The sequence below is a fragment of the Microbacterium sp. SCN 71-21 genome, from assembly GCF_001725695.1.
GTDB lineage: Bacteria > Actinomycetota > Actinomycetes > Actinomycetales > Microbacteriaceae > Microbacterium > Microbacterium ginsengisoli.
The window spans coordinates 1-8,649 of sequence record NZ_MEGA01000085.1 but is presented as its reverse complement, the minus strand read 5'-3'; the positions used below and the strand labels follow the sequence as shown (position 1 = coordinate 8,649).

The 8,649-nt window shown below is 73.8% G+C and carries 8 protein-coding genes; 4 read left to right on the top strand and 4 right to left on the bottom strand.

Going from position 1 to position 8,649, the window contains the following annotated elements; all coding sequences use genetic code 11:
• Positions 1–48: 48 nt before the first annotated feature.
• Positions 49–594 carry a hypothetical protein gene (locus tag ABT08_RS11335; RefSeq protein WP_288115016.1) on the bottom strand — a complete coding sequence of 182 codons (546 nt, stop codon included), beginning with the start codon at positions 592–594 and terminating at the stop codon, positions 49–51.
• Positions 595–748: 154 nt separating this feature from the next.
• On the opposite strand from ABT08_RS11335, the gene ABT08_RS11330 reads away from it, so the two are divergent.
• On the top strand, positions 749–1,438 hold the full coding sequence (locus tag ABT08_RS11330; protein ID WP_045245816.1) for a response regulator transcription factor: 690 nt from the start codon (positions 749–751) through the stop codon (positions 1,436–1,438).
• Entirely contained in the window at positions 1,435–2,832 is a 1,398-nt protein-coding gene (locus ABT08_RS11325) for a sensor histidine kinase (protein WP_056518997.1), read from the top strand. Before ABT08_RS11330 ends, ABT08_RS11325 begins: the two co-directional genes overlap by 4 nt.
• Positions 2,833–2,883: 51 nt before the next feature.
• On the opposite strand, the gene ABT08_RS11320 is transcribed toward ABT08_RS11325, so the two are convergent.
• The 3 genes from ABT08_RS11320 to ABT08_RS11310 form a co-directional block, all read right to left on the bottom strand.
• Entirely contained in the window at positions 2,884–3,663 is a 780-nt protein-coding gene (locus ABT08_RS11320; protein WP_056208150.1) for an alpha/beta fold hydrolase, read from the bottom strand.
• 59 nt (positions 3,664–3,722) lie between these two features.
• Entirely contained in the window at positions 3,723–4,211 is a 489-nt protein-coding gene (locus ABT08_RS11315) for an 8-oxo-dGTP diphosphatase (protein ID WP_056208154.1), read from the bottom strand.
• A gap of 88 nt (positions 4,212–4,299) precedes the next feature.
• Positions 4,300–5,970 carry a helix-turn-helix transcriptional regulator gene (locus ABT08_RS11310; RefSeq protein ID WP_056208157.1) on the bottom strand — a complete coding sequence of 557 codons (1,671 nt, stop codon included), beginning with the start codon at positions 5,968–5,970 and terminating at the stop codon, positions 4,300–4,302.
• A gap of 383 nt (positions 5,971–6,353) precedes the next feature.
• On the opposite strand from ABT08_RS11310, the gene ABT08_RS11305 reads away from it, so the two are divergent.
• A complete protein-coding gene (locus ABT08_RS11305) occupies positions 6,354–7,508 on the top strand; it encodes an exonuclease SbcCD subunit D (protein ID WP_288115007.1) in 1,155 nt (384 codons plus the stop codon).
• Positions 7,505–8,649, top strand: a 1,145-nt coding sequence (locus tag ABT08_RS11300; RefSeq protein ID WP_288115006.1) for an AAA family ATPase, incomplete at its 3' end; no start/stop codon positions are given. The genes ABT08_RS11305 and ABT08_RS11300, both read left to right, overlap by 4 nt.

Here is an 8,649-nt window from a genome sequence, read left to right as displayed (position 1 = left end):
GACCTCGATGGTCCGGGGCATCCGTCGTCTGTCACCGTGAGACGAGGATCAGGCCACGCAGGTCTTCCACCAGGGTGAGTCCGTGATCTTCTCGGCGCGGTCCTTCACGACCGTGCCGTAGTCGCCCGCGGCGGCCTTGTCGGCCACGTTCTTCAGCGCCGCCTCCCGCGCCGAGCCGGCGGGCTGCTGCAGCGCCGCGCGCACATCCTGCTTCAGTGCGGCCGGTGCGCGATCGAACCAGCCGTGCAGGCGTGCACCGGCGTTCTTCGCCCAGCTCTGCACCTCGGTGCCGTAGTGGCCGTCGAGCGCCTCGTTCTTGATCGTCTCGAACGCGGCCTTCCGTTCGGCGCCCGCCGGCAGCGCGCGCGCCGCCTTCAGGTCGTTGCGCAGCTGCTCGGGGAGCTTCGCCCACAGCGCGCCGAGGCGACCGCGGGCGTTGCAGTCGGGCGTCGACGGCGACGCCGACGCGCTCGCCGACGCGGTGGGGGTGGGGGTCGTGGCGGTGGTCGAGGCGAGCGCGGGTGCGGCGAACGCGACCGCCGTGCCGACGACGAGCGCGCCGGCACCGCCGATGAGCCAGGTGCGGACGGACATGGGTGCTCCTTTCGTCCCCGGCACCGACCATCGGCCCGAGGTGTCTCCCACGGTTCCCGATCTGCGTGAACGCGGTGTCCGCGCTGTGTTCGAGGAATGTAAGGCGTCGCGGATCGGGCGGGCCGCGGCATCCCGATCGGTATTGAATGGGCGCATGGAGCCCGCCGCCGACCGAGGACTCGTGCTGATCGCCGAGGACGAGCCGGCCATCGCCGACATCGAACGGCTCTACCTCGGCAATGCGGGCTTCGGGGTGCACGTGGAACGCGACGGGGATGCCGCGCTCGCCGCGGTGCGGCGGCTGCGGCCGGTGGCGATCGTGCTCGACGTGGGTCTTCCCGGTCTCGACGGCATCGAGGTGTGCCGGGCGCTGCGCGCCGACGGCGACTGGACCCCGGTCATCTTCGTGACCGCTCGCGACGACGAGGTCGACCGTGTGGTCGGACTCGAGCTCGGTGCCGACGACTACCTCACCAAGCCGTTCTCGCCGCGGGAGCTCGTCGCCCGCGTCAAGGTGCTGCTGCGCCGGCGCGCGGCGCCCGCCTCCCGCGTCCACGCGCTCGGCCGGGTGCGCATCGACGAGACCCGCCGCCGCGTCGAGGTCGACGGTGAGGATGTCGCGCTGACCGCGACCGAGTTCGAGCTGCTCGCCTACCTCGCCGCCTCGCCGGGCCGCGTCTACACGCGTGAGCAGCTGCTGTCGGCGGTGTGGGGGCAGGCCGACTACGGCGGCGGCCGCACCGTCGACGTGCACGTCGCGCAGCTGCGCGCCAAGCTCGGCGAGGCGAGCCCCATCGCGACCGTGCGCGGGGTGGGGTACTCCGCCGACGAGGAGCCCCGATGACCGCCGCCGTGCCGCCCGCGCCCATCGCCCCGCCCCGGCCGCGGCGACGGCCCGGCACCCTGCGTACGCGCATGACGCTCGTCATGCTCGCCGTCGTCGGGCTCGCCGTCATCGTCACGGGCGTGATCACGGTGCCGGTCGTCCGCAGCTCGGCGGTCGGCGTCGCGCAGGACCGCCTCGCCGCGCAGGTAGACCTCATCGCGGGGCTCGATCGCGTGCCGGCCGGGCTCGACGGGTCACAGACCGAGTCCGCCACCGGCGGCACCCTGTTCGCCGTCATCGACGCCCCCGGCACAGGTGCCGCCCGCGGCCCCGGACGCACCTACGCGACCGATGTCGTGCGTCAGGCTCTGGCATCGACGGGCACCTACTCCGGCACGGTGCGCGGCGCCGCGGGCCCCGCCCTCGTCGAGGCCCGGCGCACGAGCGCGGGCTTCGATGTGGTCGCCGCGCTGCCGATGCGCGACCTCGACCCCGCCCTCGGACAGGTGACCTTCCGCGTGCTCATCGCCCTCGCCGTCGCCCTCGCGGCGGCCGCGATCGCCGCCGTGCTGCTCGCGCGATGGCTCAGTCGCCCGCTCGCGGCGACCGCCCGCGCCGCCCGGCGGCTCGCGGCCGGCGAGCGGGGCGTCGACGTGCCGGTCGCGGGGCCGGCCGAGACATCCGAAGTCGCTCTCGCCCTGCGCGCGCTCGACCATGCGCTCGCCACGAGCGAAGGGCGCCAGCGCGAATTCCTGCTGTCGATATCGCACGAGCTGCGCACCCCGCTCTCGGCGATCCGCGGCTACGGCGAGGCCCTCGCCGACGGCGTCATCGACCCCGCCGCCACCGCCGACGCCGGCCGTGTGCTCGTCACCGAGACCGACCGACTCGACCGCTTCGTCGCCGACCTGCTCGAGCTCGCCCGCCTCGAGGCCGACGACTTCAGCATCGAGAGAGTGGATGTCGCCGCGGCCGACCTCGTTGCGCAGATCGACGAGGCCTGGGCCGCGCGCGCCGCGACCGTGCCGGCGGTGCTGCGCACCCGGGTGGGCGCCGATGCCGGCGTGCTCAGCGCCGACCCGAACCGCATGCGGCAGGTGCTGGACGGACTCGTCGAGAACGCGCTGCGCGCGGTGCCCGCGGGCGGTGAGGTCGTCGTGGTCGCCGCCGCCGACCCCGCCGGCGTGCGGTTCGAGGTGAGCGACACGGGGCCCGGCCTCGACGCCGGCGACCTCGATGTCGCGTTCGACCGCGGGGTGCTGCGCTCCCGCTACCGCGACACGCGCGCCGTGGGCACCGGGCTCGGACTCTCGATCGCCGCACGTCTGGTCACCCGGCTCGGCGGGACGGTCTCCGCCCGCGCCCGCGACGGCGGCGGAGCCGTGTTCACTGTGCTCCTGCCGCGCGGCTGAGCACCGCTCCCGCCCGGTCCGGATCGACCTCCCGCGCGCGCGGGAGGCCGCTCACGCACGTGCGAACGCGACGATGCGGGCTGCGGCGGCCGCGGCATCCTTGATCATCGTCTCGTGCCCGTGTCCGGAGAGCTCGACCAGGTGCGCGTCGGGGATCTCCTCGACCACGAACCGGCACCAGTCGTGCGGCGACACCGGGTCGCCCTCACCGCGGATGACGAGGGTCGGCGCCACGATGCGCGAGTACGACTCCTCGGGCCGGTGTGCGAGCATCGCCCGCATCTTGCGTCGCAGGTTCGGACCCGCTCGCAGATACTCGCGGGCGCCGCGCACGAGCACGATCGGGCTCTCACCCCAGAGGTCCTGTGCGAGCCGGCCGAGCTGGCGCACAGCCGACCGCTCGGCGATGTTGATCGTCGGGGCACACAGCACGAGTCGCCAGACGAGCATCGGATGCCGCGTCGCGACCTCGGTGGCCACCTGCGAGCCCATCGAGTGCCCGAGCAGCACGACGCGACCGTGCGCCCGGTCGAGACCCCGGTGCCGGAGGAATGCGGCGACGAGGTCGGCCATGCGCTCGATCGTCGGGGTGCGGGGCGGCTCGGGCGCCTCGCCGTAGCCGGGGAGGTCGAGCGCGATCACCTGTCCGCTCTCCCGCAGCCGCACCACCAGATCGGCGAAGACACTGCGGCCCATGCCGATGCCATGCACCAGCACGTAGGCGACCGGCCCCTCGCCCTGCTCCTCGACGACCAGGGTGGACCCGTCGTGCGTGAACGTATACGGCGCGGCGTCGCGGGAGTCTCCGTCGGGCAGCTCGGCGGTCACCATGGGACAGACGCTATCCGGCGCGTGTGACACGCAGGTGACGGGAGGGCGACCCGGTGCCCTCAGTCGGCGGCGGGCCAGGGTCCTTCGGCGACGACCGTGGCGAGATCAGGTCCGAAGGTGAAGGATGCCGCCACCCGCCCCCCGTCGAGCACGCCCGGCAGCCAGCGCTTCGCGTCGTCCCACATGCGCGCGAACGGCACCTGGTCGACGCGGAACCAGGCCGGCACGATCTCGTCGGTCTCGACGGGCTCACCCTGCCAGACGCGGCCGACGAACACGTGCGAACGCTGCGACCACGACGGTTCGTCGGGGAAGAGGTAGTCGAGCACGCCCACCGCGGTGAGATCGGCGCCGTCGACGACGAGCCCGGTCTCCTCGTGGATCTCCCGCACCGCGCCCTCGACGAGCGTCTCGCCTTGCTCGACCTTCCCGCCGATGCCGACCAGCCGGCCGAGGCCGAGACCGGTGCGTTTGAATCCGAGCAGCACCTCGGGTCCTTCCACGCCCTCGCGCAGAAGGAACGCGACGCACACGACCGGCAGCTCCACCCTTCCGAGCGTACGGCGCCGCGGGACGCCCCGATGACGCAGCTGTGCGGCGTGGACGAGGGGCGATCTCCGAGGCTCGAGACGCGCCTCAGCCCGCGACGCCGGCGGTCGGCACGGCGGCGGCCACCGCGGAGCGTGAGCGCACGCCCAGGCGGGTGAACATCGCGGCGATGTGGTTCTCCACGGTCTTCTCGCTGAGGCCGAGGTCGTGGGCGATCTCGGCGTTGCGCCGACCGTCGGCGATGAGTCCGGCGATCTCCCGCTGGCGGGGGCTCAACGCGCTCAGATCCGTGCCGTGGCTGGAGCCGATCCGCGCGGCCAGCGAGACGCGGGAGCGGGCTCCGGTGATCTCGAGCATGTCGGAGATGTGCGCCTGGACGGTGCGCGGCGACAGGAACAGGGCCTCGGCGATCGCCCTGTTGCTGTGCCCCTCGGCCAGGAGCGCCCCGATCTGCCGCTGCCGTGCGGTGAGCATGACGATCTCGCCGGCGAGCTCCGGGTGCGTCTCCCGCAGGCGACGCCACCGTCGTGCGGCGACCAGGCGCACCGATTCCAGGCCGTACGCGTCGGCCTCCGCCGCCACCTCGGCGAGCAGGCGCGCCGCCGACGCCGGGTCGTCGTCGGCGATCGCCGCGGCGTGCACGAGCTTGCCGCGCATGACCTCGGTGTGGGCTCCCGCGCCCTCGTCGAGCCGGATGGCCGCGAGCGCGAGCGTGCGCGCGTCGTCGCGGTGTCCGTCGGAGGCCGCCACGATGCTCTCGGCGCGGGCGACGGATGCCGCGGCCACCGGGAACCGCGCGAGGTGCGCGGCCCGTGCCACCTGGCTTTTCGCGCTGGCGAGGTCTCCGCGTTCGAGGCTCGCCTCGATGAGCAGTTCGAGTCCGAACGCTTGATCCCACAGCTTCGAGCGTTCGAGGTCGGCGCCCGCGATCGCCACGAGCACCCCGGCGGCGCGCTGCAGCTGTCCGAGGGCGCGCATGCCCCAGGCCACATAGAAGCAGGCGCCGACCGAGAGGTAGTTCACGTCGCCGCGGGTACGTCGGAGCACTCCGCCCGCGAGTCGCTCGAACCCGATCCGGTCGGCCCGGCCGGCGGCGGCGAACGCGGCGATCGCCGCCACGACGGCATGGGCTCGCGCGGGCACACGGGCGCCGGCGTGCGAGATGGCATCGAGCACGCCGCGGGCCTGGTCGGTGTGCCCCTGGAACGCGAACGAGCGGGCCAGCAGTAGCTGCAGCGTCAGCGCGGCGCCGTCGACGGGGCCGTCGGGGGTGGCGGAGATCTGTCCGGGCGCCAGCCCCGTCGCCCGCAGGATCGGCGGGATCGCCGCGAACGCTCCCGCACTCATGGCGGCCTCGGCGAGCAGGTAGCAGGCGAGAAGATGACCTCGCCCGGGCGCGGCGAGCGTCGCGACGATCTCAGGCAGTCGGATGCCGCGCCGCGCCGCATGATCGGTGCCGACCATCGCATCGCACATCAGCAGGGCCGCGGCCGCGAGGCGGCGCACGTCGCCCGGAGCATCGGCGGCGGCATCCCAGGCGGCGTCGGCCTCGTCGATCGCCACCGGGAACCGGCAGGCGACTACCGCGGCGATGGCGCAGGCGACGCCCAGCAGGGCGGCATCCGCCGGTGATCCCGCATCCGAGCGCTGGCGTCGGAGCGTGTCGTGCAGGGTCCCCGCGTCGCCCGCGAATGCCGCACGCAGCACGTCGTCGACCACCGCCCACATCTGCGCGTGCGCGTCTCCTGCGGCGCTCATATCCCCTGCCGTCTCCGTCCGTCGGCGGACGGTTGCCCTCAGTACGACCTGCCGCGTTCGGCAGGATCTCACGGCTGTCGGGCGCGGTCGCCATCGACCTTCCTTCAGTATGCCTGAATACGCCGAATCCCCTATGCAACGGATTCCGTCGGACGCATAGTCTCTCGGCGCGGTCAGCGATCGGGCGGCTCGGCCCCCAAGAGCCGCTCGGTCGTCGATCGTCCTGAGGCATCATGCCCTGCGTGCATTTTGGGGGCGTCGGGACGGTGTCGCAGGTCGCCCCGGACGGTGTGTGGGACCGCCCGGGGCGTCTCCGTCTTCGCGCACGGCACAGGGCGAGCGGATCGCCGGCGGTGTCGGAGCGACGCCGTAGCGTGGAGGTCATGCGCATCCTGCACACGTCCGACTGGCACCTCGGTCGTACGTTCCACGGCACGAGCACTCTCGCCGCGGTCGAGACCGTGCTGCGGGCGATGATCGCTCAGGTGCGCGAGCATCGCGTCGACCTCGTCGTCGTCGCCGGCGACGTCTTCGACTCCGTGACCCCGGCCGCCGCGACCTACGCCCTTCTCACCGAGACGCTGCTCGACCTGCGCGATGCGGGGGCGAGTGTGATCGTGACCAGCGGCAACCACGACTCCGCCGCCCGGCTCGGGTTCCAGGCGCCGCTGCTGCGCGAGGGCATCCGAGTGCTCACCGACCCCGCGCGTCTCGCCGAGCCCGTCACCGTGCACGATGCCGAGGGGCCCGTGCACGTCTACGGCATCCCGTTCCTCGAGCCCTCGCTCGTGCGACACCTGTGGCCGGATATCCCGACGCGCACGCAGCACGACGTGCTCGGTCACGCCATGTCGCTCGTGCGCGACGATCTCGCGCAGCGCGGGGGGCGCAGCATCCTGCTCTCGCACTGCTTCGCGGCCGGCGTCGACGCCACTCCCGGCGTCGAGCGCGACATCACCCAGGGCGGCATCGACCTCGTTCCGCTGTCGGTCTTCGACGGTCCTGACTACGTCGCCCTGGGGCACATCCACGGGCGGGCGACGCTCAGCGAGCGGGTGCGCTACAGCGGCGCCCCGCTGCACTACAGCTTCGGCGAGCGCGACAAGCCGCGCGGCGCCTGGCTCGTCGACCTCGACGCGGCGGGTCTCGCCGCGGTGACCTGGCTCGATCTTCCGGTGCCCCGTCGCCTCGCCGTCGTGCGCGGTACCTTCGACGAGCTTCTCTCCGATCCGCGCTTCGACGTCGACGAAGACGCCTGGGTCAGCGCCGAATACACGGATGCCGCGCCTCAGCCCGATCCGATGCGACGGCTGCGCGAGAGATTCCCGTGGTGCGCGACCGTCGCGCACACGCCCGCCGGCGGCCGCTCGGGCGAGCGCACCGACTACGGCGCCCGCGTGCGTGCCGCCCGTGACGACGTGCAGCTGGTCGACGCCTTCCTCGCGCACGTGCGCGTCGGGGAGGGGCTGAGCGACGACGAACGAGCGGTCCTCGCCGACGCGCTGGCGGAGCGGTCGGCGACGGAGGCGGCGCGGTGAAGCTCCACAGCCTCGAGCTCGAGGGCTTCGGACCGTATCGCGAGCGCCAGCGAGTCGACTTCGACGCGTTCGACGCCGACGGTCTGTACCTCATCACCGGCCGCACCGGGGCCGGCAAGTCGAGCATCCTCGACGGCGTCTGCTTCGCGTTGTTCGGTGCGGTCCCTCGTTACGAGGCGGGTGACAAGCGCCTGCGCAGCGATCACAGCGGCCCGAACGACATCACCGAGGTCGCGCTGGAGTTCTCGGCGGCGGGCGAGCGCTGGCGCATCGTGCGGGCGCCCGACTACGAGCGGCCGAAGCAGCGCGGTGAGGGCGTCACGCTCGAGAAGGCGCGGGCCGAGCTCGCCCGGTGGGACGGCACCGGATGGCGGGGCGTGGCGGCAGGGCCGCGCGACGTGGGGGTCACGCTCGCCGAGGTGGTCGGGCTCACGCAGGCGCAGTTCCTGCAGGTGATCCTGCTCGCGCAGAACCGATTCCAGCGGTTCCTGCTCGCCCGCAACGACGAGCGGCAGGAGCTGCTGCGCACTCTCTTCGACTCCCGCAGTTACGACGATCTGACGCGCCGCCTCGACGAGCGGCGCAAGTCGGCGCGCGACGCGCTCGACCGCGGTGCCGACGCCGTCGCGCTCGTGCGCCGGCAGGCCGCCGAGCTGATCGCGCGCGAGGGGTGGGGCGGCGATCCCGTCGCTGCCGCTGCCGCTGCTGACTCCGACCTAGAGGCAGCCGATCTCGACGCCTCCGATCTCGAGGGTGCCCTCGCCCGCGCGGCGGATCGGCGTGCCGCGATCGCGCAGACGGCGGTGACGGCGGATGCCGTGGCGGTCGCGGCATCCGATGCCCTCGCCGACGCGCGCCGGATCACCGACCAGCAGACCGAGCGGGCCGCGCAACGGCGGCGAACGGCCGAGCTCGCCGCGGCGGAGCCCGCCATCGAGGCGTCGCGCACCGAGCTGGGGCGGGCGCTCGCCGCCGAGGCGCTGCGCGAAGTCGTCGAGGCGCGGGCCCGCGCGCTGCGCGCGGCCGAGCTCGCCCGTGCCGCCGCCGAGCGCGCGCGGGGGGCCTGGGGCCGTGACGATGCCGACGCCCCGGCCCGTGTCGAGGCGCTGACCGGCGACCTCGCCCGCGCCCGCGATGCGCT

Coding starts and splice junctions, on each gene's coding strand:
- ABT08_RS11310 (WP_056208157.1), bottom strand. CDS start 5,970: ATGAGCGCCGCAGGAGACGCGCACGCGCAGATGTGGGCGGTGGTCGAC.
- ABT08_RS11305 (WP_288115007.1), top strand. CDS start 6,354: ATGCGCATCCTGCACACGTCCGACTGGCACCTCGGTCGTACGTTCCAC.
- ABT08_RS11320 (WP_056208150.1), bottom strand. CDS start 3,663: ATGGTGACCGCCGAGCTGCCCGACGGAGACTCCCGCGACGCCGCGCCG.
- ABT08_RS11325 (WP_056518997.1), top strand. CDS start 1,435: ATGACCGCCGCCGTGCCGCCCGCGCCCATCGCCCCGCCCCGGCCGCGG.
- ABT08_RS11330 (WP_045245816.1), top strand. CDS start 749: ATGGAGCCCGCCGCCGACCGAGGACTCGTGCTGATCGCCGAGGACGAG.
- ABT08_RS11335 (WP_288115016.1), bottom strand. CDS start 594: ATGTCCGTCCGCACCTGGCTCATCGGCGGTGCCGGCGCGCTCGTCGTC.